The 25472-nt window shown below is 55.0% G+C and carries 27 protein-coding genes; 15 read left to right on the top strand and 12 right to left on the bottom strand.

Annotation, left to right across the window (positions count from 1 at the left end; translation table 11 throughout):
- Positions 1-37 precede the first annotated feature (37 nt).
- The 15 genes from BQ5383_RS15685 (at position 38) to BQ5383_RS15615 (ending at position 15749) form a co-directional block, all read left to right on the top strand.
- On the top strand, positions 38-538 hold the full coding sequence (locus BQ5383_RS15685) for an RNA polymerase sigma factor (protein WP_071433533.1): 501 nt from the start codon (positions 38-40) through the stop codon (positions 536-538).
- Positions 516-797: a hypothetical protein gene (locus BQ5383_RS15680; protein WP_071433531.1), complete on the top strand. Its 282-nt coding sequence runs from the start codon at positions 516-518 to the stop codon at positions 795-797. The genes BQ5383_RS15685 and BQ5383_RS15680 overlap by 23 nt, the downstream gene beginning before the upstream one ends.
- Positions 794-1681, top strand: a complete 888-nt coding sequence (locus BQ5383_RS15675) for a zinc ribbon domain-containing protein (RefSeq protein WP_071433529.1) — start codon at positions 794-796, stop codon at positions 1679-1681. Before BQ5383_RS15680 ends, BQ5383_RS15675 begins: the two co-directional genes overlap by 4 nt.
- Positions 1682-1975: 294 nt before the next feature.
- Positions 1976-2158, top strand: coding sequence for a hypothetical protein (locus BQ5383_RS15670; RefSeq protein WP_071433527.1), 183 nt, complete (start codon positions 1976-1978; stop codon positions 2156-2158).
- A 381-nt stretch (positions 2159-2539) separates the two neighbouring features.
- Positions 2540-3031, top strand: coding sequence for a 5-(carboxyamino)imidazole ribonucleotide mutase (gene purE / locus BQ5383_RS15665; RefSeq protein WP_268874634.1), 492 nt, complete (start codon positions 2540-2542; stop codon positions 3029-3031).
- Between the two features lie 75 nt (positions 3032-3106).
- Positions 3107-3817, top strand: a complete 711-nt coding sequence (purC, locus tag BQ5383_RS15660; protein WP_071433525.1) for a phosphoribosylaminoimidazolesuccinocarboxamide synthase — start codon at positions 3107-3109, stop codon at positions 3815-3817.
- Positions 3818-3861: 44 nt separating this feature from the next.
- The gene (purF, locus tag BQ5383_RS15655) at positions 3862-5292 is read left to right on the top strand and encodes an amidophosphoribosyltransferase (protein WP_071433523.1); all 1431 of its coding nucleotides are present in this window, start codon (positions 3862-3864) and stop codon (positions 5290-5292) included.
- A gap of 23 nt (positions 5293-5315) precedes the next feature.
- Positions 5316-6347: a phosphoribosylformylglycinamidine cyclo-ligase gene (gene purM, locus BQ5383_RS15650; RefSeq protein ID WP_071435175.1), complete on the top strand. Its 1032-nt coding sequence runs from the start codon at positions 5316-5318 to the stop codon at positions 6345-6347.
- Complete coding sequence (purN, locus tag BQ5383_RS15645; protein ID WP_071433521.1) at positions 6344-6949, top strand: phosphoribosylglycinamide formyltransferase; 606 nt, start codon at positions 6344-6346, stop codon at positions 6947-6949. Before purM ends, purN begins: the two co-directional genes overlap by 4 nt.
- A gap of 51 nt (positions 6950-7000) precedes the next feature.
- Positions 7001-7714, top strand: a complete 714-nt coding sequence (locus BQ5383_RS15640) for an IMP cyclohydrolase (RefSeq protein ID WP_071433520.1) — start codon at positions 7001-7003, stop codon at positions 7712-7714.
- A 22-nt stretch (positions 7715-7736) separates the two neighbouring features.
- A complete protein-coding gene (locus BQ5383_RS15635) occupies positions 7737-8915 on the top strand; it encodes a phosphoribosylaminoimidazolecarboxamide formyltransferase (RefSeq protein ID WP_071433518.1) in 1179 nt (392 codons plus the stop codon).
- A 26-nt stretch (positions 8916-8941) separates the two neighbouring features.
- Positions 8942-10234: a phosphoribosylamine--glycine ligase gene (purD, locus tag BQ5383_RS15630; RefSeq protein ID WP_071433516.1), complete on the top strand. Its 1293-nt coding sequence runs from the start codon at positions 8942-8944 to the stop codon at positions 10232-10234.
- A gap of 4 nt (positions 10235-10238) precedes the next feature.
- Entirely contained in the window at positions 10239-13943 is a 3705-nt protein-coding gene (locus tag BQ5383_RS15625) for a phosphoribosylformylglycinamidine synthase (RefSeq protein WP_071433514.1), read from the top strand.
- A 594-nt stretch (positions 13944-14537) separates the two neighbouring features.
- Complete coding sequence (locus tag BQ5383_RS15620) at positions 14538-14837, top strand: GNAT family N-acetyltransferase (protein ID WP_083390015.1); 300 nt, start codon at positions 14538-14540, stop codon at positions 14835-14837.
- A gap of 504 nt (positions 14838-15341) precedes the next feature.
- Positions 15342-15749, top strand: coding sequence for a hypothetical protein (locus BQ5383_RS15615; RefSeq protein WP_071433510.1), 408 nt, complete (start codon positions 15342-15344; stop codon positions 15747-15749).
- A gap of 199 nt (positions 15750-15948) precedes the next feature.
- Here the strand turns inward: BQ5383_RS15615 and BQ5383_RS15605 are convergent, their stop codons facing one another.
- The 12 genes from BQ5383_RS15605 to rpsU form a co-directional block, all read right to left on the bottom strand.
- Positions 15949-16764, bottom strand: a complete 816-nt coding sequence (locus tag BQ5383_RS15605; RefSeq protein ID WP_071433506.1) for an RnfABCDGE type electron transport complex subunit B — start codon at positions 16762-16764, stop codon at positions 15949-15951.
- 16 nt (positions 16765-16780) lie between these two features.
- Positions 16781-17374, bottom strand: a complete 594-nt coding sequence (locus tag BQ5383_RS15600) for an electron transport complex protein RnfA (RefSeq protein WP_071433504.1) — start codon at positions 17372-17374, stop codon at positions 16781-16783.
- A gap of 3 nt (positions 17375-17377) precedes the next feature.
- Positions 17378-18058: an electron transport complex subunit RsxE gene (gene rsxE / locus BQ5383_RS15595; protein WP_071433502.1), complete on the bottom strand. Its 681-nt coding sequence runs from the start codon at positions 18056-18058 to the stop codon at positions 17378-17380.
- A gap of 5 nt (positions 18059-18063) precedes the next feature.
- The gene (locus BQ5383_RS15590) at positions 18064-19368 is read right to left on the bottom strand and encodes an FMN-binding protein (protein ID WP_071433500.1); all 1305 of its coding nucleotides are present in this window, start codon (positions 19366-19368) and stop codon (positions 18064-18066) included.
- On the bottom strand, positions 19365-20315 hold the full coding sequence (locus BQ5383_RS15585; RefSeq protein WP_071433498.1) for an RnfABCDGE type electron transport complex subunit D: 951 nt from the start codon (positions 20313-20315) through the stop codon (positions 19365-19367). The genes BQ5383_RS15590 and BQ5383_RS15585 overlap by 4 nt, the downstream gene beginning before the upstream one ends.
- 13 nt (positions 20316-20328) lie before the next feature.
- Positions 20329-21639, bottom strand: coding sequence for an electron transport complex subunit RsxC (gene rsxC, locus BQ5383_RS15580; protein ID WP_235821999.1), 1311 nt, complete (start codon positions 21637-21639; stop codon positions 20329-20331).
- Positions 21640-21659: 20 nt separating this feature from the next.
- On the bottom strand, positions 21660-22187 hold the full coding sequence (locus BQ5383_RS15575) for a Gx transporter family protein (RefSeq protein WP_071433494.1): 528 nt from the start codon (positions 22185-22187) through the stop codon (positions 21660-21662).
- 178 nt (positions 22188-22365) lie between these two features.
- On the bottom strand, positions 22366-22797 hold the full coding sequence (locus BQ5383_RS15570; RefSeq protein ID WP_338061423.1) for a CD1247 N-terminal domain-containing protein: 432 nt from the start codon (positions 22795-22797) through the stop codon (positions 22366-22368).
- 32 nt (positions 22798-22829) lie between these two features.
- Positions 22830-23387: an elongation factor P gene (gene efp, locus BQ5383_RS15565; protein WP_071433492.1), complete on the bottom strand. Its 558-nt coding sequence runs from the start codon at positions 23385-23387 to the stop codon at positions 22830-22832.
- A 227-nt stretch (positions 23388-23614) separates the two neighbouring features.
- A complete protein-coding gene (locus BQ5383_RS15560; protein WP_071433490.1) occupies positions 23615-24481 on the bottom strand; it encodes a TIM barrel protein in 867 nt (288 codons plus the stop codon).
- Positions 24481-24984 carry a YqeG family HAD IIIA-type phosphatase gene (locus BQ5383_RS15555; protein WP_071433488.1) on the bottom strand — a complete coding sequence of 168 codons (504 nt, stop codon included), beginning with the start codon at positions 24982-24984 and terminating at the stop codon, positions 24481-24483. The genes BQ5383_RS15560 and BQ5383_RS15555 overlap by 1 nt, the downstream gene beginning before the upstream one ends.
- 89 nt (positions 24985-25073) lie before the next feature.
- Positions 25074-25250: a 30S ribosomal protein S21 gene (rpsU, locus tag BQ5383_RS15550; RefSeq protein ID WP_071433486.1), complete on the bottom strand. Its 177-nt coding sequence runs from the start codon at positions 25248-25250 to the stop codon at positions 25074-25076.
- Positions 25251-25472: the final 222 nt, after the last annotated feature.

Genomic DNA, 25472 nt, shown 5'->3' with positions numbered 1-25472 from the left:
CCTTCCGGCGTATCTGTTTTTGGAAGGAGGCGGTAAGATGCTGGATCAGATGATCGCCCGGTACGGCAGACGGCTTTATGGTTTGTGTGTAACCCTCTGTGCCGGTTCTTCCATCGAGCCGGAAGAGCTTTATCAGGAAACCTGGCTGCGGGCACTGGAACGGTGGGAGCAATATGATTCCGCCCGTCCTTTCGAGCCGTGGCTGACACAGATCTGCGTCAATCTCTACCGCTCCTCCCTGCGGCGTTTTCTCCGCAGCCCCATCTGGAACGGCTTTTCTACCGGAGAGGAAAAGGAGCGGACGCTGGAATCGGTGGCAGCTGCGGAACAGGAGGATTATACGGCGCTGCGCCAGGCGGTGGAGAATTTGCCTGACCGGCTGCGTATGACAGTGATCCTTTTTTATTACCGGGACCGCGATTTGGAAGAAACCGCCCGGATTCTGGCAGTCCCCACCGGAACGGTAAAATCCCGCCTCAATCGTGCCCGTCAACTGCTGAGAAAGGAGCTTGCGGATGAAACAGATTTATTCCTTTGAACAGTTCTCTCCTCCCCCTCTCAGCGAGGCGGAACTTGTTTTGATGGCAGCGCGCAGGCGCAGGCAGCGGGAACTGCTGGCAGCGGCTGTGGCGGCGGCTTTGTGGCAGATTTGTTTGATGCTCAGTTTTTGGCTTCTCTTCCCCTTTGCTCCCCAGCTGGCGCTGTATCTGTTGGCGGCAGATCTGCTGTCTCTGGCGGCCGCGGCCACAGCGGGCATCATCTTTTTACAAAAAAGGAGGCGGTTGTTGTGGCAATGACAGCGATGATGATGATCCCCATTTTGTTGGTGGTGATCTTTCCCTTGATCTGCTGTGTGGTCATCGGCGTCTTCGTCTATCGTGACGCTTCCAAACGGCGGATGAACAAAGTTTTATGGGCTTTGGTAGCAGCCCTTACACCGGCTTTTGTGGGGCTGATCATCTATCTCATCGTTCGGGAAAGCGGCAGCGGCCTTCAGTGCCCCGGATGCGGCGAACCTGTAACCCCTCAATACGCCGTCTGCCCTCAATGCGGGTTTCGCCTGAGGGAAAATTGTCCCCAGTGCGGCGCCGCTGTGGAAGCCGGCTGGAAGCTTTGTCCCCAATGCGCGGCTCCCCTGCCTCAGACATCCGCTCCTGTAAAGAAGGAACGATCATCTTTGAGCCGAATGCTGCTGACCATCATCGCGGTTTTTCTGGTTCTGGCAGTGCTGCTGGCTGTAGTGGGACTGATCACCTTCGGCTCCGGCTCCGGATCCATCAACACCATATACAATTACGCTCCTTCCTCCCCCCAGGTGGAGGAATGGCTGGAACAGTGCCGGCAGCAGGATCCTGACGGAGTTTACGCCCTACGGTATCAGCGAAAGGATGGGGAGATTCTGGAAACCCAATATCTCATCTATCGTCCCGCCGCTGAACATGACACCGATATCAGCACCAGTCAAAGCAGCAGTATCTTTGGCGCAGCGGTGGAAGTGGGATACTTCTCCTCCACCTCCCCGGACAGTTCCGGCTATTCCCTGCTGCAAATCACCACCAGAGGCAACCGATATATGGGGCTGAAAGTCCAGCTGGATGGAACGGACCTTCCGGTACAGGTATCGGAAAGCAGCGAACCCCTGGCGCCCTTCGTGCTCAAGTCCAACAGTGAAAATTCATAAAAATGACCGCATTTCCCGCTTTCACAGGAAAAAAGCTTTTACTTCATTTTATCGGTTTTCTTTTTGTTCTTATTATTGGCGGCACCGGAATCGTATGAACGCGGTTCCGGTGTTTGCTTTTGATGGAAAAATCGCTTTGCGCTTCCTTTTTGTCTCCCTTCATTTTCCGGGCTGTACCACAGCCTTTTCGCTCATAATAATTTCAGGCAGGTTCTGAAAAGAGGAAATTTCAATTTTATTGACCCATCCTCATGCGCCTGTCCTGAAAGCTTGTGATGAAAGGAGATAAACTGTATGGAACCCCGTCCCGATCCCAAAGCGCCTCCTCTGCCGGATGTGCTCCCTGATACCAAAGGCCCCCAGGATGAACCGCCTCCTTTGGTTTCTCTTTCCGGGAACTGCACCAGCGATCTGCCTTCCCTGGAACAGCAGGCTCAACTGGCGGCCCATTTTACCGGCGATCCGCGTCAAAGATAAGCTGTGCTTATAGCTATCAGCCCATGGCGCAAAATATCTTAAAAGAATTTGTAAAATTTTATCACAATTGGGCATTTATCCAAAAAAGTTTCCACCCCTCAACTGGGACTTGCTTTTTTCCTCCGCAGCAGATAAACTAGAAGTATCATTCAGCAAGGAGGCTGTCCAAATGGTTTGGAATTTGTCCGGCTGCCGGTCAAAAGCGGGATATTTTCTGATTCCTGCCCATGGTGCAGGCTGTGGGGACAAATGTACACCGAAGTTGCTGAATTTGACAAAGGTAGTGCGCGTTGGAACTGGTTTCAGTGAGGACGTGTAAGTAAAAGGACGTAGTGTAAACTGCGTCCTTTTTGTTTTGCCCGAGGAAAGGAGTTTTTGAAGGTGAAAAAGGTTGCGATCATCATGGGAAGCGACAGCGACTTCCCTGTTGTGAAAAAAGCGGTGGACATGCTGGATCAGCTGGGCATTCCCCGGGAGGTCCGGGTCCTCTCCGCTCACCGCACCCCGGCGGAAGCCTGTGAATTTGCCGCTTCCGCTAAGGACAACGGCTTTGGGGTATTGATTTCCGCCGCAGGCATGGCTGCTCATTTGGGAGGCGTGCTGGCTGCCAACACCACTCTGCCTGTGATTGGTGTTCCCATCAAGGGCGGCGCCATGGATGGTCTGGACGCTCTGCTTGCCACCGTACAGATGCCTTCCGGTATCCCTGTGGCCACCGTCGCCCTCAACGGCGCGGCCAACGCCGCTGTACTGGCCGCTCAGATGCTGGCTCTCAGCGATCCGGAGCTGGCCACCCGCCTGGAAGCCATGCGGGAAGAGATGCGTCAAACCGTTCTGGAAAAGGACCGGAAAATGCAGGAGCAGTGCCAATAACTTTTTTGCCATACACAGCCGCCCGGCGGCTGGGATCCATATAAAAAATCAAAACATATTTGGGAGGAAACGATCATGAAGAAACTGGAGCAGCTGTACGAAGGAAAAGCCAAGAAGGTCTATAAGACTGACGATGAGAATCTCTACATCGTGGATTATAAGGACGACGCTACCGCCTTCAACGGCCTGAAGAAGGGCACCATCGTAGGCAAGGGCGTCATCAACAACCGTGTAACCAACCATCTGATGAAGCTGCTGGAAAAAAACGGCATTCCCACCCATTTTGTGGAGGAGATCTCCGACCGGGAGACCGTTGTCAAAAAGGTGACTATCGTTCCTCTGGAAGTGATTGTGCGCAACATCGCCGCCGGTTCCCTGGCCAAGCGTCTGGGACTGGAGGAAGGCACCAAGATGGATTCCACCGTGCTGGAGTTCTGCTATAAGGACGACGCTCTGGGCGATCCTATGGTCAACGAGTATCACATCCTGGCCATGCACTACGCCACCAAGGAAGAGCTGGATCTGATTTCCTCCTATTCCCTGAAGATCAACCAGATTCTTTCCGATTACCTCAAGGATGCCGGCATTGAGCTGATCGATTTTAAGCTGGAGTTCGGCAAGACCCCCGACGGCACCATCATCCTGGCGGACGAGATCTCCCCCGACACCTGCCGTTTCTGGGACAGCAAGACCGGTGAGAAGCTGGACAAGGACCGTTTCAGAAGAGACCTGGGCAATGTGGAAGGCGCTTATCATGAGATCATGAAGCGTCTGCTGGGTGAGTAATCCCCGTTTGTTTTGATTCTTTGAGTACTGCGAGGAGTAGCAATATGTTTTCTAAGCTTCATGAAGAGTGTGGTGTTTTCGGCATCTATCGCAATGACCCTGATGTAGACGTGGTGGCCTGCGCCTACCATGCCCTTTATGCGCTGCAGCACCGGGGCCAGGAAAGCTGCGGTATTGCCATCAATGACGATGGTGTCATCAGCGGTTATAAGGATATCGGCCTGGTCAACGAGGTCTTCACCAAGCTGGTGCTGGACCGTCTGCCCCGGGGTAATATCGCCGTGGCACACTGCCGCTACGGCACCACCGGCAACCAGAACCGGATGAATGCCCAGCCCCTGATCATCAACCATGTAAAAGGCTCCATGGCCCTGGCTCACAACGGCAACCTCACCAATGCCGGAGAACTGCGGGAGCACCTGGAGCTGGAAGGAGCCATCTTCCACACCACCAGCGATACCGAAGTAATCGCCCATATCATCACCCGGGAGCGGATCGGCACCCCTTCCATCGAGGCCGCTGTCAGCTCCGCCATGAACAAGCTCAAAGGCGCTTATTCCCTGGTTATTTCCTCCCCCCAAAAACTGATTGCCGTTCGTGATCCCCAGGGCTTCCGCCCTCTGTGCATCGGCAAGCTGGAAAACAGCTATGTCTTTGCCTCGGAAAGCTGCGCTCTGGACAGTATCGGCGCCACCTTCCTGCGGGATGTGGAACCCGGCGAGATCGTTATTGTGGATAAAGAAGGACTGCGGAGCATCCGGGAGCACTGCGGCGAGCCCAGCTCTCTGTGTGTCTTTGAATTTATCTACTTCGCCCGTCCCGATTCGGTCATCGACGGCAGCTGCGTCCATATGGCCCGGCAGCGGGCCGGCGCCTTCCTGGCTCTGGAGCATCCTGTTCAGGCGGATGTGGTCATTGGTGTGCCCGATTCCGGTCTGGACGCCGCTCTGGGTTATGCCAAGCAGTCCGGTATCCCCTATGATATCGGCTTTATCAAGAACAAATACATTGCCCGTACCTTTATCCAACCCACCCAGAAGCAGCGGGAAAATGCGGTGCGCATCAAGCTCAACCCCATCGCCTCGGTGGTGCGGGGCAAACGGGTGGTCCTCATCGACGATTCCATCGTTCGCGGCACCACCAGCGCCCGGATCGTCAAGCTGCTCCGTGAGGCGGGAGCCACCGAGGTCCATATGCGGGTCTCCGCTCCCCCCTTCCTCAATCCCTGCTACTTCGGCACCGATATCGACTCCCGGGAGCACCTCATCGCCTGCAACCACACCGTGGAGGAGATCGCCAAAATGATCGATGTGGACAGCCTGGGCTTCCTCAGTACCGACAATGTGGTCAAACTGGCGGATGCCAGCCATTGCGGCTTCTGCACCGGCTGCTTCACCGGCAAGTATCCCATCCCCGTCCCCGACAAAATGGAAAAATGTAAGTTTGAACGGAAGCTGGGCAAAACCGGCGAATGATCACCGAGGAGGGTAATTCTCTGATGAAAAGCTACAGCGAAAGCTATAAAGAGGCCGGTGTGGATATTACCGCCGGCTACAAAGCGGTCAACCTGATGAAAGAGCATGTGGCCCGCACCATGACCCAGGGGGTGCTGTCCGGCATCGGCGGCTTCGGCGGCCTGTTCCAGCTGGATCTGGGCGAGATCCGCCACCCCGTACTGGTCAGCGGCACCGACGGCGTGGGCACCAAGCTGAAACTGGCGTTTTTGCTGGACAAGCATGACACTGTGGGCATCGACTGTGTTGCCATGTGCGTCAACGACGTCATCTGCTGCGGCGCCAAGCCTCTGTTTTTCCTGGACTATGTGGCGGTGGGCAAGAACGTCCCTGAGCGGGTGGCCGCCATTGTAAGCGGCGTGGCCGAGGGCTGTGTCCAGTCCGGCTCCGCCCTCATCGGCGGCGAAACAGCGGAAATGCCCGGCTTCTATCCCCCCGACGAATACGACCTGGCGGGCTTTTCCGTGGGCGTGGTGGACAAGGAGAAGATCATCGACCACAGCGCTGTCCGTCCCGGAGACGCCATCCTGGCTCTCCCCTCCTCCGGCGTTCACTCCAACGGCTTCTCCCTGGTGCGGAAGGTCTTCGATGTGGAGCATTCCGACCTGACCCTTTACAGCGACGAGCTGGGGGCCACTCTGGGTGAAACCCTGCTTACCCCCACCCGCATCTATGTCAAACCCATGCTGGCGCTGATGGAGCAGGTGGAGGTGAAGTCTATCTCTCACATCACCGGCGGCGGCTTCTATGAGAATATCCCCCGCAGCCTGCCTGAGGGATGCACCGCCCATATTGACCGTACAACTCTTAAAACTCCTCCCATCTTTGATCTGATCCGCCGCAAGGGCAACATCCCTGAGCGGGATATGTTCAACACCTTCAACATGGGCGTTGGCATGAGCGTGGTGGTTGCCCCCGACAAGGCGGACGAAGCGGTGCGCATCCTTCGTGCCCAGGGCGTGGACGCCTACATCATGGGCCAGATCGTTCCCGGAGAGGGCGGCGTGGAAGTATGATCAACATTGCTGTCTTTGTCTCCGGCGGCGGCACCAATCTCCAGGCTCTGCTGGACGCCCAGGATGCCGGCATGCTGCCCCACGGCCGTATCTCCCTGGTCCTCTCCAGCCGGGACGGAGTCTATGCCCTGGAACGGGCCAAAAACCATGGCGTTCCCACGGTAGTGGTCTCCCGGAAGGCATATCCCTCTTCTCAGGCATTTGACCAGGCCATTCTGGATGAGCTGGAAAAAAACAACATCCAGTTGATCGTCCTGGCGGGATTTCTCTCCATTCTGGGGCCGGAGCTGGTTGCCCGATATGATCATCGGATCATCAATGTTCATCCTTCCCTCATCCCCTCCTTCTGCGGAGCGGGCTTCTACGGTCTGAAGGTTCATCAGGCGGCTTTGGATTATGGAGTGAAGGTCACCGGCGCTACCGTCCATTATGTCAATGAGATCCCCGATGGCGGAGAGATCATTCTCCAGAAGGCAGTGGATGTCCTGCCCGGCGACACCCCGGAGATTCTCCAAAAGCGGGTGATGGAGCAGGCGGAATGGAAGCTGCTGCCCGCTGCGGCGGAGCTGGTCTGCCGCAGGCTCAGCGGAGAAAACGCCTGAGGCAATCTCCCTTATACACAAGAATCGTCAAAATCAAGGAGGAACTGTCGGATGAAACTTTTGGACCTGGCACAGACCCTTCGTGACAATACCTATCCCGGCCGGGGCATTCTGCTGGGAAAAAGCGCCTGCGGCAATTATGGCGTCATCGCCTACTTCATCATGGGCCGCAGCGTCAACAGCCGCAACCGTGTTTTTGTGGAACAGGATGGCGGCATCCGCACCCAGGCCTTTGATCCCGCCAAGCTGGCGGACCCCTCTCTGATCATTTACGCTCCCGTGCGGGTGCTGGGTGACCGGACCATCGTCACCAACGGCGATCAGACTGATACCGTTTACGACTACCTCAGTCAGGGCAAAACCTTTGAGGAAGCCCTGGAGACCCGAACCTTTGAGCCGGATGGCCCCAACTACACCCCCCGCATTTCCGGTCTGGTGACAGTACGGGATGGAAATCTGTCCTACAAGCTGTCCATCCTCAAGAGCGCCGGCGGCAACCCTGACAGCTGCCAGCGGTTTACCTTTGATTACGCTCAGTCTTTGGCGGGACAGGGTCATTTTATCCACACCTACCGCTGCGACGGCAACCCCATCCCCTCCTTTGAGGGAGAGCCGGAGACTGTCGCACTTTCCGGAGATCTGGACGCTTTCGGGGATCTTGTATGGGAAAACCTCAATGAGGACAACAAGGTTTCTCTCTTTGTCCGGTACATTGACCTGAGGGACGGCAGCTGCCGCACCCGTATTTACAACAAAAACAACTGATTTTCAGGGAGGTAGGATCGTCATGGCAAATGAACTGGAACTGAAATATGGCTGCAACCCCAACCAAAAGCCCGCCCGCATTTTCATGCAGGACGGCAGTGATCTTCCTATCAAAGTGCTCTGCGGCCGTCCCGGCTATATCAACTTCCTGGACGCCTTCAACGGCTGGCAGCTGGTGCGGGAGCTGAAAGCTGCTACCGGTCTTCCCGCCGCCGCCAGCTTCAAGCATGTCAGCCCCGCGGGCGCGGCAGTGGGTCTGCCCCTGACCGACACCCTTAAAAAAATCTATTTCACCGATAATGTGGAGCTCTCTCCCCTGGCCTGTGCCTATGCCCGTGCCAGAGGCGCCGACCGGATGTCCTCCTTCGGCGACTGGATCTCTTTGAGCGACGTCTGTGACCTGCCCACCGCCCAGCTGATTGCCAAGGAGGTCTCCGACGGCATCATCGCTCCCGGCTACACCGAGGAAGCTCTGGCGGTGCTCAAGGGCAAGAAGAAGGGCAATTACAATATCGTGGAGATCGATCCCAATTATGAGCCCGCCGCCATTGAGCGCAAGGATGTGTTCGGTATCACCTTTGAGCAGGGACACAACAATTTGAAGATTGACGGCGAAATGCTCAGCAACCTAGTCACCGAGAACAAGAATCTCCCTGAGGAGGCCAAGCGGGATCTGGTCATCGCCCTTATCACCCTCAAATACACCCAGTCCAACTCCGTCTGCTACGCTGTGGACGGCCAGGTCATCGGCGTGGGCGCCGGCCAGCAGAGCCGTATCCACTGCACCCGTCTGGCAGGCAATAAGGCGGACATCTGGCATCTGCGGCAGCATCCCAAGGTGCTGGGCCTCCAGTTCGTTCCCGGCCTTGGCCGTGCCAACCGGGACAACGCCATCGACGTTTACATCTCCGACGAGTGTGATGATGTGCTGGGGGACGATGTGTGGCAGAACTTCTTCACCGTTCGTCCCGAGCCTCTGACCGCCGCTGAAAAGAAGGAATGGCTCGCCTCCTTCACCGGTGTTTCCCTGGGCAGCGACGCCTTCTTCCCCTTCGGTGACAACGTGGAGCGGGCCCGCCGCAGCGGTGTTTCCTACATTGCCCAACCGGGCGGCTCCATCCGGGATGATCAGGTCATTGAAACCTGCAACCGGTACGGCATTGCCATGGCTTTCACCGGCATCCGTTTGTTCCATCACTAATCACCTGCGGGAAAGGAAGCTGACTTATGAAACTGATGGTTGTGGGCGGCGGCGGCCGCGAACACGCCCTCATCAAAAAGCTCCGGGAAAATCCCCGGGTCACTGAAATTTACGCGCTGCCGGGAAATGGCGGCATCTCCTATGACGCCACCTGCGTTCCTATCGCCGCCACCGACCTGGACGGCATCACTCAATTTGCTCAGAGCCATGAGATCGACTTTGCTGTGGTAGCCCCCGACGATCCCCTGGTGCTGGGGGCGGTGGACCGGCTGGCGGAGGTGGGCATCCCCGCTTTCGGCCCCCGGGCCAATGCTGCTATTATTGAGGGCAGCAAGGTCTTTTCCAAAAACCTCATGAAGAAATACCACATCCCCACTGCGGAATACGAGGTCTTTACCGACCCCATGGCGGCGGAGGATTATATCGAGGCCAAAAACCGCTTCCCTGTGGTCATCAAGGCCGATGGTTTGGCCCTGGGCAAGGGTGTTCTCATCGCCCAGACCATGGAGGAGGCCCGGGAGGCCCTCCATACCATCATGACCGATAAAATTTTCGGCAAGAGCGGCAACTCCGTAGTGGTGGAGGAATTCCTCACCGGCCCCGAGGTGTCGGTACTGGCCTTTACCGACGGTGAAACCATGATCCCCATGGTTTCCAGCATGGACCACAAACGGGCCATGGATGGGGACCAGGGACTGAACACCGGCGGCATGGGAACCATTGCCCCCAATCCCTACTATACCCCGGAAATCGCCCGGGAGTGCATGGAGACCATCTTCCTGCCCACCATGAAGGCCATGAATGCTGAGGGACGCACCTTCCGGGGCTGCCTTTACTTCGGCCTGATGCTCACTCCCAACGGTCCCAAGGTCATTGAGTACAACTGCCGCTTTGGCGATCCTGAAACTCAGGTGGTACTGCCCCTGCTGAAATCCGACCTGCTGACCATTATGGAAGCCACAGCAGAAGGACGGCTGAAAGAAGTACCGGTGGAATTCTCCGATGAAAATGCCTGCTGCGTGGTGCTGGCCTCCGGCGGCTACCCTACCAAATATGAAAAGGGACTGCCCATCTCCGGCCTCACCGATGGCAATGTTCCCGGCGCTTTGGTCTATCATGCCGGCACCGCTCTCAAGGATGGCCAGCTGGTCACCTCCGGCGGACGGGTGCTGGGTGTGACCGCCACCGCTCCTTCCCTGCCCCAGGCTATCGACGCCGCCTATGCCGCGGCAAAACAGATCACCTTCCCCGCCATGCAGATGCGTCATGACATCGGCCAGCGGGCTCTGAAGGCGCTGAAATCTGATCAAGGAGTGTAATCCCATGTCTGTTTACCGTATCTATGTGGAGAAAAAGCCCGCCTTCGCACAGGAGGCCGCTGCTCTCCTTTCGGATATCCGTACCCTGCTGCAAATTACCTCCCTGGAGGAGCTGCGGCTTCTGAACCGTTACGATGTAGAGGGCATCGATGAGGCCCTCTTTGACAGCTGCCGCTCCACCGTCTTTTCCGAGCCCCAGCTGGACAACACCTACAGCCAGCTGCCTGCCTGGGATGGCCCCATCTTCGCTGTGGAGTACCTGCCCGGTCAGTTTGATCAGCGGGCGGATTCCTGCGCCCAGTGTATCCAGATCGTTTCCCAAGGAGAGCGACCCACGGTTCGTACCGCCCGGGTCTATCTCCTCAAAGGAAACCTGACCCAGGAGCAGCTGGCCGCTATCAAAAAACACGTCATCAACCCGGTGGAAAGCCGGGAGGCCTCTCTGGAGACAGTGGAGACCCTGAACATTCCCTATGACATTCCCACCAGCGTTCCCACCCTCACCGGCTTTTTGCAGCTGGACGAGGCAAAGCTGGCCCAGTTTGTCAAAGACTATGGCCTAGCCATGGATCTGGATGACATCAAGTTCTGCCAGAACTATTTCCGCAGCGAGGGCAAGGACCCCACCCTCACCGAGATTCGCATGATCGACACCTACTGGTCCGACCACTGCCGCCACACCACCTTCGGCACCATTCTGGACAGCGCCGACATCAAAGACCCTGCTGTACAGGCTGCCTGGGACCGGTGTAAGGAGATGCGGGAGGAGCTGGGCCGTCAAAAGCCCATGACCCTCATGGAGCTGGCCACCCTGGGCGGACGGTATCTGAAGTCCAAGGGACTGCTGGACAAGCTGGATGAATCAGAGGAAATCAACGCCTGCACCGTCAAAATGGATGTTGAGGTGGAGGGCAAAACCGAAAAATGGCTCTTCCTCTTTAAAAATGAGACCCACAACCATCCCACTGAGATCGAGCCTTTCGGCGGCGCTGCCACCTGCATCGGCGGAGCCATCCGGGACCCATTAAGCGGACGGGCCTATGTCTATCAGGCCATGCGTGTCACCGGTGCTGCCGATCCCCTGCTGCCGGTTTCCCAGACCATGGAGGGCAAGCTGCCTCAGCGGAAGCTGGTGACCACCGCTGCCGCCGGTTACAGCTCCTACGGCAACCAGATCGGTCTTGCCACTGGACAGGTGGATGAGCTGTACCATCCCGGCTATGTGGCCAAGCGGATGGAGATCGGCGCTGTGGTAGGCGCGGCTCCGGTGGAGAATGTCCGCCGTGAGGTCCCCGCCCCCGGCGATATCGTGGTACTGTTGGGCGGACGCACCGGCCGTGATGGCTGCGGCGGCGCCACCGGCTCCTCCAAGTCCCATAACCTGGGCTCCCTTACCCACTGCGGCGCAGAGGTCCAGAAGGGCAACGCCCCCGAGGAGCGGAAACTCCAGCGGCTGTTCCGCAATCCCGAGGCTACCCGCCTCATCAAGCGCTGCAACGACTTCGGCGCCGGCGGTGTTTCCGTAGCCATCGGTGAGCTGGCGGACGGCCTGCACATCAACCTCAACGCGGTTCCCAGAAAATATGACGGCCTGGACGGCACCGAGCTGGCCATCTCCGAATCTCAGGAGAGAATGGCTGTGGTGCTGGCCCCCGAGACAGTGGACCAGTTTATCGCCCTGGCCAACGCTGAAAATCTGGAAGCCACTGTGGTGGCCACCGTCACCCAGGAGCCCCGGCTGACCATGGAGTGGAACGGCGTGACCATTGTGGACCTGAGCCGGGAGTTCTTGAATTCCAACGGCGCGGAGAAGCACGCTTCTGTTACGGTACTGGCCCCGGAGAAGATTTCCCGGGAAATTTCCGGCACTACCCTCACCGAGAAGCTGGAAAACCTGGTTTCCGACCTGAATGTTTGCTCCAAGCAGGGGCTTTCTGAGCGCTTTGACTCCACTATCGGCGCAAATACTGTGCTGATGCCCTTCGGCGGCAAATATCAGCTCACACCCGCTCAGGCCATGGCGGCAAAGATCCCCGTACTGGGCCTGGAAACCAAGACCTGCTCGGTGATGGCCTATGGCTTCAATCCCTTCCTCATGGAGCAGAATCCCTTCCTGGGCGCCTATCTGGCGGTAATGGAATCGGTCTGCAAAGTGGTAGCCACCGGCGGTGACTGGGAGCAGTGCTACCTCACCTTCCAGGAATACTTTGAGCGCCTGGGCACCGATCCCACCCGTTGGGGCAAGCCTTTTGCCGCCCTTCTGGGTTCCATCAAGGCTCAGGATGAGTTGGGCATCGCCTCCATCGGCGGCAAGGATTCCATGTCCGGTTCCTTTGAGAAGATCGACGTTCCTCCCACCCTGGTCTCCTTCGCGGTGTCCATCTGCAATACCGACTGGATCATCTCCCCTGAGTTCAAGAAAGCCGGTTCCAGAGTGGTGCTGCTGACCACCAAGACTGAGGAGGACGGTTCCTTTGACGCCGAGAATCTGAAAGCGAACTTCCGTCTGGTATCCGACCTCATCCGCTCCGGCAAGGTTCTCTCCGCCAGCACCCCCGGTTACGGCGGCATCTGGGAGACCCTGTTCAAGCGTACCCTGGGCAACGGCATCGGCTTTGCTCTGGCGAAAGATGTGGATGCGGACCGTCTCTTTGACTACGCCTACGGCTCCTTTGTGCTGGAGCTGGCGGAGGACGCTCCCATGGTTGGCACATTGCTGGGTCATACCATCAGCGACTATGTGCTGCGCTGCGGCGGACAGGACATTTCTCTGGAACAGCTCCAGGCACGCTATCAGGGCAAGCTGGAGAGTGTGTTCCCCGTCTTCCCTGCCGCTCAAAAGGCAGAACCGGTGAAAGCCTTCTCCTGGGAAGCCAAAGAGCACGCCGCCCCCAAAATCGGCTTTGCCCGTCCCCGGGTGCTCATTCCCGTGTTCCCCGGTACCAACTGCGAATATGACACCGCCAGAGCCATGGAGGATGCGGGAGCCGCGGCAAAGATCATCGTGGTCAACAACCTTTCCGCCCATGGCATCACCCAATCGATAGAGGAAATGGCTGCGGAGATCGCCAAGAGCCAGATCATCTTCATCCCCGGCGGCTTCTCCGGCGGCGACGAACCGGACGGTTCCGGTAAGTTCATTACCGCTTTCTTCCGCAACCCTGCGGTGAAAGATGCCGTCCATAAACTGCTGGATGAGCGGGATGGCCTGATGTGCGGCGTCTGCAACGGCTTCCAGGCCCTTATCAAGCTGGGACTGGTGCCCTACGGTCACATTATCGACACAGACGAGCACTGCCCCACCCTTACTTACAATATCATCGCCCGTCACCAGTCCAAATTGGTGACCACCCGAGTGGCTTCCAACAAATCTCCCTGGCTTAGCAACTGTAAAGTTGGAGAGCTTCACACCGTTGCCATCTCCCACGGAGAGGGCCGGTTTGTGGCGGATGAGCAGTTGATTGAGAAGTTGGCGGCAAACGGCCAGATCGCCACCCAGTATTGTGATCTCAGCGGTCAGCCCACTATGGATATCCGTTATAATCCCAACGGCTCCGCCTTTGCCATCGAGGGCATCACCTCCCCTGACGGCCGGATTTTCGGCAAAATGGGCCACAGCGAGCGGAAGGGCGACAACCTCTATAAGAATGTGGAGGGCAACAAGGATAACGGTATGTTCCGCGGCGCGGTACTTTACTATCAGGTATAACCGTTCTCCTTCCTGTCCATAAAGAATCCAAGAGCTCGGTTCCCTTAAAACGGGAGCTGGGCTCTTTTCCTATTGCTGCAAAAATACAGAGCTTGTGACTTTTACAGACTTTATTGCCTTATCCACAGCAAAGGCAAAAATCATACTGATTTTTCCAAAAAGATTTCAAATTCAAATTAATTTCTGCTATAATAAGTTTATTTGATAAAGAAAGAGAAAGGCGGTCGGAAATAAATGAAGACCAGTTGGAAGCGCAGTGTCAGCTACAGTTTAAAAAAGCTGATCACCTCCCCCGCCTCCTAATAAGAAAACATGAGAGAGTCCAGTAAAATCAATGTTTTCAGAGGCAAGGAACACGATGTGAAGTCAAAAAATCAAACACTGGCAGGACAAAGGGTGCTGATGTGAAATATCAGCACCCTTTTCCTGTCCCAAACGCCATAGGAAATCCTATGGCGTTTTTTACTTTCCATCAAGTACACGGAAAATTGTATTGAAAGGGGTGAGAAATCGAAGGTATTTCTTCATGTAGGAAATGCAAATTAAGTGTCCATAGGTTTTCTCACATAGAGAAGCAGGTGGGCACAGAATTGAATTTTCCCCGAAAACGAACACTTTTCCAGACCGCCGGAGGGAGGTGAGATTAATATCGGCTATTCGGTACGGCCTTCCCTGCGGCGGCAGGGTTACTGTACTGAGATGCTTCAGCTGGCTCTGTTCCAGTGCCGCAAAATGGGGATGGAACGGGCTTTGGTCACCTGCGACAAAGTGAATATCGCTTCCGCTGGGGTCATCCGGAAAAACGGCGGCCTGCTGGAGAACGAAATTCCTGATGAAAATGGAGAGCTTGTCTGCCGTTTCTGGATCGACTTGAATGGAAAATCCCCTCAATGATTTTAAACCGGCGGCTGTTTTCCATTGAGCAGAGGAATCAAAAAAGCTCTTTTTTGATATTGGCTATTTCTGTACCGGACTTTCCTCTCTCCCTGTTATTCATAGAAGCAAATATTTCTCAAACAGGTACAGTTTTTCTCTTCAAAGGATAAATTCCCTTTGCCGGGGAATAATTTTCTGGAAAATGGACAGCGTGACAGACTTTTCTTCACGCTGTCCATTTTTAACACGATCCATCCTTTGCACTTTTGCATCCTGCGTCGTTCGCTCTGCTATCTTTCAAAGCTGCCACCCAAAAAGGAGAGCTCCTCCAGGCTGTTAGGTTGGTTTCAGTTCCCGGACGTTTTCAGCCATTATTTATTTGTCTGTGTATCAAGGGTGACTGCTGGAAAAATTGTGAAACAGAACTCATATTTTGCACTATTGACCAAAAATTTTCTCTCAGATTGATACAGTCTTTTATCTTAAAATATGTTAAGATAGTAGTGAAAGGAAGGGATCCCCATGGCGCAACAAAATATTTTTTCTTTTTTCCATGAACAACTTTGTATCTCCTCCTATATGGAATTGGTACAGAAAAAAATGTCCCAAATTAAAACACTCCCCTCCGGAGAGTTTCACATCAGTCAAAAGGCCGCCGATCATTTGTGGCATATGTTTGATGGCGCCGCCCCTGATATCATCGCCAGAGGTCACAATCTCACCACAAAGCCGCCCAAAGTTGCAAGGGGAACATTGCCCACAATGGAACAAGCCTCCTCTATGCTGGAGATCTGCATCCAGTGGCTGAAGCTGCTGGTAGATGAAGCCGCTGTTTCCAGGGATATCTTATCTTCCAAGGAAATGTGTTCCCGGCTGCTTCTCATTGAGAACGACATTATTGACCATTCCTTAAAAAAGACCATCGCCTGAAATGGTCCTATCCTTCCCTTTCAGTCAGCTGGTTCATTTTAACAAACAACAGTAATAAGTAAAAACCGGAGCTCCCAACCAAATGTCAGGAAGCTCCGGTTTGTTTTTTGGAGATGCAGACGGAATGATTCCATAAGAAAACGCGCCCCGATGATAAACATCAGAGCGCGTTTTTTGGCATGGAAAACCTTGGATTTCTTTACTGTGCGGAAGCACATCCACTGCAGGTACCATTACCCGCAATATGAATGACTTTGGTGGGACAGGCTTCGGCACACTTGCCGCAGTTGGTGCACTTGTCCGGATCGATGGAGGCCAGATTGTCCTTGACAGTAATGGCTCCAAACTCACAGGTCTTCTGACACTTCATGCAGCCGATGCAGCCAGCAGTACAAACCTTTCTCACCTGAGCGCCCTTGTCGTGGGAAGAGCAGCAAACCCGAACCAGGCTGTCAGACTTCACCAGCGCAATGAGCAGCTGAGGACAAGCTTTGGCGCAAGCGCCGCAGCCGGTGCAAAGGTCACGGTCCACTACGGCCAGGCCATTCTCAATGGAAAGAGCGCCAAATTTGCAGACATTGACGCAGTCTCCAAAGCCCAGGCAGCCATAGGTGCAGCCTCTGCGGCCCTTATAGAAGGTGCTGCAGGCTTTGCAGGTTTTGGGACCCTGATAGTCCATCTTGTACTCCGCGGTATCAAAGGTAGCGGCGCACTTGACAAAAGCCTTTACATCCTGTACTCCGGCAAACTCCACGCCCAGGATCTCACTGATCTGACGGGCAACAGGCTCACCGCCGGGGATACACAGATTGGTTTTGGCGTTGGGGTCCTCCGCCAGCTTTTTGGCGTAATCATCGCAGCCGGCAAAGCCGCAGGCGCCGCAGTTGGCACCGGGCAGAACAGCGCGAACATCTTCTGCGGTCTGATTGACGGGAACAGCCATCAGCTTAGCGGCGATGACCAGAATCACGCCCAGAATCAAACCGATTACAGATACGGTTACAACAGCCAACATTACATTGCTTCCCCCTTTACTTAATCATGTTCTCGATCAGGCCGCCAAATCCCATAAAGGACATGGAGACGATGGAGGCAGCAACCAGAGTGATGGGAATACCCTTGAAGTTCTCAGAAATCTTGGAGCCCTCAATACGCATCCGAACGCCGCAGAACAGCACCATAGCCAGCAGGAAGCCGATACCGGCGCCCAGGGAGTTGACCATGGATTCCGCAAAGTTGTACTCCTCAGAGATGTTCAGCACGGTAACACCCAGCACTGCGCAGTTGGTGGTGATCAGGGGCAGATAAATACCCAAGGCAGCATGCAGAACAGGGACATATTTCTTCAGGATCATCTCCACCAGCTGTACCAGCGCGGCGATAACCAGAATGAATACCACAGTCTGCATATAGTCCATACCATTGGGAGCCAGAATATAGCTGTAGATGGGCCAGGTAGCGGCAGTAGCCATCAGCATAACAAATGTAACGGCAATGCTCATGCCCACTGCGGAATCCAGCTTCTTGGAAACACCCAGGAAGGGACAAATACCCATAAACTTGGCCAGAACGAAGTTGTTGACCAAGATGGCGCTAAAAAGAATAACAATCAGTTCTTTTACCATAGATCAGCACCCCTCTTTCTGAGCACCATGGCAGGCAGCAGCGGAAGGGCAGCCTTCGCAGGAGAAGGATTTCTTCTTAATAGCCTTACCCTTAGTGAGCTTGTTGACCAGTGCGATAATGCAGCCGAAGGCAAAGAAGCCGCCGGGAGCCATTGTCATAATGGATACGGGATCAATGGCAGCAGGCAGGATCTGGATGCCGCACCAGGTACCGGCACCAAAGATCTCACGGATGGTACCCATGGCAGCCAGGGCCAGAGTAAATCCGATGCCCATGCCGATGCCGTCCAGAGCGGAATCCACAACGGAGTTCTTGTTGGCGAACATCTCGGCACGGCCCAGAATGATGCAGTTAACCACGATCAGGGGGATGAAGATACCCAGCGTATCATAAAGGCTCTTGGTGAAAGCCTGCATCAGCAGCTGCACTACGGTAACAAAGCCGGCGATCAGCACGATGTAGCAAGGGATACGCACCTTGTCAGGAATGATCTTTTTCAGCGCGGAAATAACGATATTGGAGCAGACCAGCACGAAGGTGGCCGCAATACCCATGCCGACACCATTGAGAACAGAGGTGGAAGTAGCCAGTGTGGGGCAGGTACCCAGCACCAGCACCAGCACCGGGTTCTCTTTGATGATGCCGTTGAGTAAAATCTTCAGCTTGTTGTTCTTATTGCTCATTGCTCTTACGCTCCTTTCGAAGCATTAAAGGCAGTAAAGGCTTTCTGAACCGCTTCGTTGACAGCATTGGAGGAAACGGTGGCGCCGGAAACAGCGTCAGGAGTTTCACCCGCGCCCTTGCCTACCCAAGTGTCGGTATAAGCAGCTTCGCTGGTCTTGGTACCAACGCCCTTGGTCTCTACATCAGCATTGACACTCATGGCGGTGATCTTGCCATCAGCACCGATGGTCACAGTAACGATCACATCGCCCATGTAACCCTTACCGGTGGTGGTGATCTCCATGCTGCCATCCTCGTAAGCAATGGCCTTCTCAGTACCCTCCAGGGTCACCTCGGTACCGCTGGCGGCAGGAGCCTCAGAGGCTTCAGAGGAGGTTTCCTCAGCAGGAGCGGAAGAAACCAGTCCGGCAGCCAGCTGCAGCGCCTGGTCAACAGCCTTCTTGAAACCGTCGGAAGACTGGGTAGCGCCGGAAACAGCGGTGATGCCGTCGGTGCTGTCCTTGCCCTTATACTGATCGGTGTAAGCAGCCTCACCAGTCTGAGTGCCCAGGCCGGCAGTCTCACTGTTCTCGCCCAGCGCAACGCCTACGATCTTGCCATCCAGACCAATTCCGGTATAGACCTGCATCTTGGTGGGAGCGCCCATATAGCCCTGAGCCTCGGTGACAATGAGATAGCCCTCATCGCCGGCCTTCATGGCCTTGACAGCGCCGTCCAGGGTGATCTCCTCAAAGTTCTCCACGTTGGGGAAGATTGCCTGCTCGGGGGTAGTGGTATCGCCGGTGCTCACTTCCACGCCGGCCAGCTCGCCATAAGCCTTGAAAGCATTCTGGACGTTGGTCTTGAAAGCGGTGGAAGAAATGGTAGCGCCGGAAACAGCCTCAACGCCATCCAGGGTGGAATCCTTACCCTTGTACTGATCGGTATAGGCGGGCTCACCGGTCTTGGTGCCCAAGCCGGCAGTCTCGCTGTTGCTCATCAGCTTGACAGAATCAATGGTACCATCAGACTTGATACCTACCATGACCTGCATGGGGCCGCCGTAGCCCTTGGCCTCGGCAGTGATAACATAACCGGCGCCGTTGACAGCCTTGTATGCGTCCACAACACCCTCAACAGTGGTCTCTACCTTCTCAAACTTGTCGGCATCGGCCAGAACCTCGATCCGGGCAGCGTCAGCCTCCGCAGCCTTGGCAGCCTCAATGATGGGTTCAGTCGTATTGTAAGTCAGTACCAGCGCCCCGGAAATTACCACGCAAATGCCGGTCAATACCGCAGCGGGTACCACAAATTCCTTCACAAATTTCATTTAGAAACACCTCCGAATGGCATCTTTTTAATCGCTCCGTCGATATGCGGGGTTACGATGTTCATCAGCATGATAGCAAAGGACATACCCTCCGGATAAGTACCATAGGCGCGGATCAGCACAGTAATAACGCCGATGCCGATACCATAGATCACCTTGCCGGGCTCCCGGACAGGAGAAGTGACATAGTCTGTGGCCATAAAGAACGCACCCAGCATGGTACCGCCGGAAACCAGCATATACCAGGGATTCAGGCCTGTCACCAGAGACATGACGAACACTGTCACCAACACAGTAACAGGAATGGTAGCGGTGATGACTTTCTTCCAGATCAGATAGATGCCGCCCACCAGCAGCGCAATGGCGCAGGTTTCACCCAGAGAACCACCGCGGATACCCAGCAGCATATTGATCATGTCAGGAGCATCGGAGACCTTGGCGTCAGCCGCAGTCAAAATTGCCAGAGGAGTAGCGCCGGAAACAGCATCCACCGGGCCTCCAACAAAATTGATGGGATCAGCCCAAGTGGTCATCCGGCCGGAAAATGAAATCAGCAGGAAAATACGGGCTGCGATGGCAGGGTTTACAAAGTTGTCGCCAATACCGCCGAAAAGCTGCTTGACAACAATGATCGCCATAGCATCCGCCAGGATCACCATCCACACCGGAAGAGTGGAAGGCACATTGAAAGCGATGAGCATACCGGTGACCACAGCACTCCAGTCGGAGATGGTGCAGTCCAGATGCATCAGCTTACGATAGATATACTCAAAGAACACGGAAAAAGCAACGGAAACCAGGACCAGCACCAGCGCCCGAACGCCGAAAATCAGCGTCGCGGCAATTGCCGCCGGGACCATGGCCGCCGCCACATTCATCATAATGGAACTGGTGGACACCCCATCCTTTACATGAGGAGAGGGCGTTACGATCAGCTTGTTCTCCAAAGATCACACCCCCTTAATTACTTTGCTCACGGAGCAGCTGTTTGCCCAGACGGTTACTCATAACCAGATCTCTCTTTGCAGGGCAGACATAGGCACAGCAGCCGCACTCCATGCACAGATTCACTTTCAGTGCACGAAGCTTGTCCACATTGCCGGAGCGATAGGCTTTATCCAGCTGGGCGGGAGCAAGGTTGAAGGGGCATGCCCGCATACATCTGCCGCAGCGGATGCAGGCGGTCTCAGGCTCCTGTACGCTGTCTTTCTCATCAAACGCCAAAATACCATTGTTGTTTTTCAGCAGCGGAGCGTCATCGCTGGTGACCACGATACCCATCATGGGACCGCCCATAATGATCTTTCTGGGCTCGGTCTTATAGCCGCCGCAGAAGGCGATGATATCCTTATAAGAGGCGCCCAGAGGAGCAATGACGTTCTTGGGCTCCGCAATGGCGCTGCCATCTACGGTAATCAGCTTCTCCACCAGCGGCATACCGGTTTCGAGATAATCGGCGATTTTGGTCAAAGTAGCAACATTGTCCACAATAACGCCCACATCGGCAGGGAGCTTTCCTTCCGGAACCACCTTGCCGGTGCACTCAAAGATGATCACCTTCTCGGCGCCCTGGGGGTACTTGGAACGAAGGGTCTTGACCGATACCCCATCCATGGATGCAGTAGCTTCGGTCAGCTTGGCGATAGCCTCGGGCTTGTTGTCCTCAATGGCGATGATCGCCTCGTCCAGCTCCAGGTACTTCTTGACGATCTCGATGCCTTTGACCAGCTTATCGGTCTGTTCCAGCATCAGACGCAGGTCGCAGGTGAGGTAGGGCTCGCATTCCGCACCGTTGACTACCAGGGTCTTGACTTCACTGAGGTTCTTGGGATTAAGCTTGATGTGAGTGGGAAAGCCCGCTCCGCCCAGTCCAACCAGTCCGCAGTCCCGTACCGCCTTGATCAGATCCGCGTGGCTGTTGACCACAGGAGGCTGAAGATCAGGGCAAACGGTCTGCTCCTTGTCGGCAGCGATCACAACCGCCTTGCACTTGGCGCCGGAAGAGGTGACGAAATCAGAGATCTCGGCCACAGTACCGGATACGCTGGAGAAGATCGGGGAAGACATAAAAGCATCACTGTCGCCGATCCGCTGACCGACAGTCACAGTATCCTTCACCTTCACAAGCGGCGTACATGGAGCGCCCATATGCTGGATCATGGGAATGACAACCCGATCCGGCACCGGCATTCTCACAGACTCGCTGGCAGAGGTATTCTTGCAATGCTTCACCTTCACACCATTAAGAGCTTTGCTGAATTCTGATGGCACTTGCACATCCCTCCAAAATCTCATTTCAGATTGAGCCGATTGATATATGGCATAACGGCTTTTAACACGATGCCGGTTACGATCCCCATGCCGATCCCGGAAAGCACCAGCAGGGGCAAAAGATAAAAAATCGTTGTTGTTCCCAACAGGTACCGGGAAAGGATCAACTGGCCGACATTATGTCCAATTGCGCCGAAAATGCTTAGGATGAGATAATTTTTTGAAATCTCCGGCAGCAGCGACAGCAGGAGCATGACACACACCGATGTCAGTCCCCCCGAAAGGCTCAGGGCCGAGGCCACAAATCCCCTCAGGAGAAAGACGGAAAACGCCTTGAGCACGGCAATCGTAAGGCCCTCCCGGACCCCCAGCGTGAACAGGGCATACATGGTAACAATATTGGATAGCCCCAGCTTGACCCCAGGGGGCAGCATGGGCAGTACCGGCAGCATCGACTCAAAGATGCTCAGTACCAATGCGACGGCAAAAAGCATCCCTGTAAAGGCCACCCGTCTGGCGAGCCCACCACTGCGTTTTGATTGGGTCATGGAAACACTCCTAAAAAAATTGCAAACTGTCTGCGGAGACCGGCTTCTGACTTTTCCGTAAAAAGGGAGCGGAAATCCCCGCTCTCCCCTGCTTTCCGGAAAAAAGACACAGAACAACTGGCGAAGAATTAACTCCTTCGCCAGCATTCCTTGCTATAAAACAGATCTGCGCCGGCTGTCAGTCTTCCTTGTGGTCGTGGCAGCCGCACTCGTCGTCGCAGCACTCACAGTCGTCCAGATCGAACTCCAACAGTTCGCCGCAATTGGGGCAATTCACAGCGCCCTCTTCCAGCAGATCCTCGTCGATACAAACTGTTTCGCCGCAGCTGGGGCATTCAACCTCGTAGATCTCGCCGTCCAGGTCCTCGTCATCACACTCGTCCTCGTCGCCGTAAAGATCATCCTCTACCGCGGCCAGGTCGTCATCGATTTCGTCCACCTGCTGGGCCATTTCGCCCATGGTGTCCTCCAGGTCGCTGACAGTCAGCGCCATGTCCTCCAGAACATCAATGACATTTTTGAGGATCTTTCCCTCAGTGGTAGCGTCGTCCAGCTTCAGGCCGTCGGCCAGACCCTTCAGATACGCGACTTTTTCAGTAATGGTCATCATGATGGATACCTCCATTAAAAAGTGGGTTGGGTTTATACCCGCTCCATATATTCACCAGTCCGGGTGTCCACACGGATGGTCTCGCCCTCATTGACAAACAGGGGCACCTTGATCTCCGCGCCGGTCTCCAGAACGGCGGGCTTGGTTGCGTTGGTGGCAGTGTTGCCGGCGAAACCGGGGTCAGTCTTGGTGACCACCAGCTCGATGAAATAGGGCGGCTCCACGCCAAAAACAGTACCCTTGTAGGAAAGGATCTTTACATCAGTATTCTCTTTGACAAACTTGAAGTTGTCGCTGAGGATGTTCTTGCTGATGGGCAGATTCTCATAGGTCTCGTTGTCCATAAAGTAGTACAGATCGCCATCCTGGTACAGATACTGCATATCCTTACGCTCAATGTAAGCGGTGGGGAACTTTTCGGTGGGGCTGAAGGTCTTTTCAACCACAGCGCCGGTGATAACATTCTTGATCTTGGTGCGGACGAAAGCGGCGCCCTTACCGGGTTTTACATGCTGAAATTCAATGATCTGAAAGACGTTGCCGTCCATGTCAAAGGTGACGCCGTTTCTGAAATCGCCAGCAGAAATCATACAAGTACCTCCAAATTTAACTTGGGCCACAAACGCAGGAACAGCCTCCCCGGACCCGGTGGGACCGGATGACGCCGTTCTTTCCATTTATAACCTTTTTGTCTTTCTTTATGAATATGATTTTAACATAACACGCTACTGCTTTGCAAGTCTTTTCGAGACTCCCAGTTATTTTTTCCTCCATCCGGAGACAGATTTTACATAATATCCCCCGCAGCCCGCCGGTTTTATCCCGGAAGGTGCTGCTTCATTTCCAGATAAATCGCCTGCATCCGGGCGGCATCCTCCGTCTGTGTCCCCGCAGACTCACAAATGATGACAGGTTCACAGTCATAATGAAGGATCTGCTCCGCCAAAGGCTCAAACTCCGGGCCATAGAGCGCATCCTCAAAGGTCAGGTGGCGCTTTTCCCCACCCTTTTCCGTATACTCGATCTTGGAAAAATGGGAATGAAAGCGGCGGGTCCGCTCCAAGCCCAGCCGGTCCGCCATCAGACGAAACGCGGCGGCAAAATCCTCTTTTGTCCGCATTCCACCCAGGGTACGGGCGTTTAGGTGTCCCCAGTCAATACAGGGAACCAGCCGCTCATCCAGGGTACACAGCTCCAGCACTTCCTCCAGGGTCCCCAGCTGATTGATCTTGCCCATCGTCTCGGGACAAAGGGTGATATCCCCCAGCTGTGCCTCATCCAGAGCCTTCAGCGCCCGGGACATGGTGTCCTTGGCCAGCTCCAAAGCCTGCTGCCTGGTGATCTTGGAGCAGCTGCCGGAATGAACCACCACCCGGTCCGCCCCCAACAGCTTGGCTGCTGCCGCGGACTCCAGGATATAGCGGATACTTCCGTCCCGTTTCTCCTCCTCCACACTGGAAAGGGAGATGTAATAAGGTGCGTGGAGGGACATACGCAAACCTTTGGCGGCAAAACCCGCTTTCAGCGCCGCCGCCGTGTCGGGATTGACCCGTACTCCCCTGCCGCATTGGTATTCAAAGGCGTTTACTCCCATCCGCTCCAGGTACTCCGGCAGCTGGATGGTCTTTTTATACCCCATGGCGGCAAAGCTGTCCGCTGTTCCCGCCGGACCAAACCATACCATTATCCTCTCCCCTTTCTTTTGCGGTATGCCCGCAGAATAGGCCGCTCCAGTGTCCGTTTGACCCGGAAAAAGGCCATGGGTTCCGGCTCCATAGGCTCCACCAGCACAGCGGTACATCCTGCCAGCCGGGCGCAAAGAATATCGGTAAAAATCTGGTCCCCAATGACCGCTGTTTCTTCCGGGCGGACTCCCAGCTTGCCCAAAGCCTGCCGCAGAGGACCTCCCAAAGGTTTATGGGCGTCCGCGATATACTCCAGCCCCAGTCCCTCCGCAAAGGGAGCCACCCGCTCTTCGGTGTTATTGGACAGGATCATCAGCCGTAAACCGCTGTTTCGCTGCCGCTCCAACCATCCCAGAACCTCTTTGTGGGGGGTGGGATTGTCATGGGTGGTGAGGGTGTTGTCCACATCCAGAAGGGCCACTGTAAGACCCCGCTGCTGGAAAAACTCCGTGGGGATCTGATAGATCCGCTTAAAGTCCGCATGGGGAAAAAATACCGACACCGTTTCCTCTCCTTTTTGAGGCGTACTTTTCCGGACAAGAAAAAGCGGACGCCATACAGCGCCCGCTTCAACCTGCTTTGTTCCGCAAATTATTTGAACTTGCGCTTACGAGCAGCCTCCGACTTCTTCTTGCGCTTTACAGAAGGCTTCTCATAGTGCTCTCTCTTGCGAACCTCGGCCAAAACACCGGATTTAGCACAGGATCTCTTAAAACGGCGCAGGGCGCTGTCCAGAGACTCATGCTCTTTGATTCTGATTTCTGCCATTGATCTATCCCTCCCCACGCCGCACGGCAGGAGTTATATCAACCTGTGAACAGGACGATACCTATCAGGCAAAACCTGATGTAACAACGATTATTATACAACAGATTCTTTCTCTCTGTCAAGCATTTTTCCAGAGATATTCCCAAACGGCAACCACTAAGATTAGTTTGCAGGGACCATGTAGAAATACATGGCACCCCGCAAGCTAATTTTTTTATGCCA

Origin of the sequence: Angelakisella massiliensis, assembly GCF_900104675.1 — a bacterium.
Taxonomy (GTDB): domain Bacteria; phylum Bacillota; class Clostridia; order Oscillospirales; family Ruminococcaceae; genus Angelakisella; species Angelakisella massiliensis.
This window is presented reverse-complemented; position numbering and strand designations above follow the sequence as displayed.